This is a genomic window from Erwinia sp. PME.40.26/001, assembly GCF_055556675.1.
Genome location: NZ_JBVHNP010000318.1, coordinates 1 through 252 on the forward strand (window position 1 = coordinate 1; position 252 = coordinate 252).

1 protein-coding gene is annotated in these 252 nt (G+C 57.1%); it reads left to right on the forward strand.

Annotated elements, in window-relative coordinates; translation table 11 throughout:
• Positions 1-60 precede the first annotated feature (60 nt).
• A partial coding sequence (locus ACZ3HG_RS24355; protein WP_465335044.1) for a hypothetical protein occupies positions 61-252 on the forward strand: 192 nt, incomplete at its 3' end.

Here is a 252-nt window from a genome sequence, read left to right on the forward strand (position 1 = left end):
TGGCGGGTCATCTCTTCCTCATCCGATCAGATTTTCAATTCAAATACCAAAAATTCTTTTATGCGACGTTTATGGCTGTTGTTTGCCCAGACCGTGACAGTGGGTCTGGCGGTGTGGTTCATTGTAGCGACCTTGAAGCCGGACTGGCTGTCCGGATCCTTCACTTCGCGCGCACGCCCTGCCCAGTCCACCATCCAGATGCAGGAAGCCACACCCGCCGCGCCCGCCCTGGACTCCTATCGCCATGCCGCG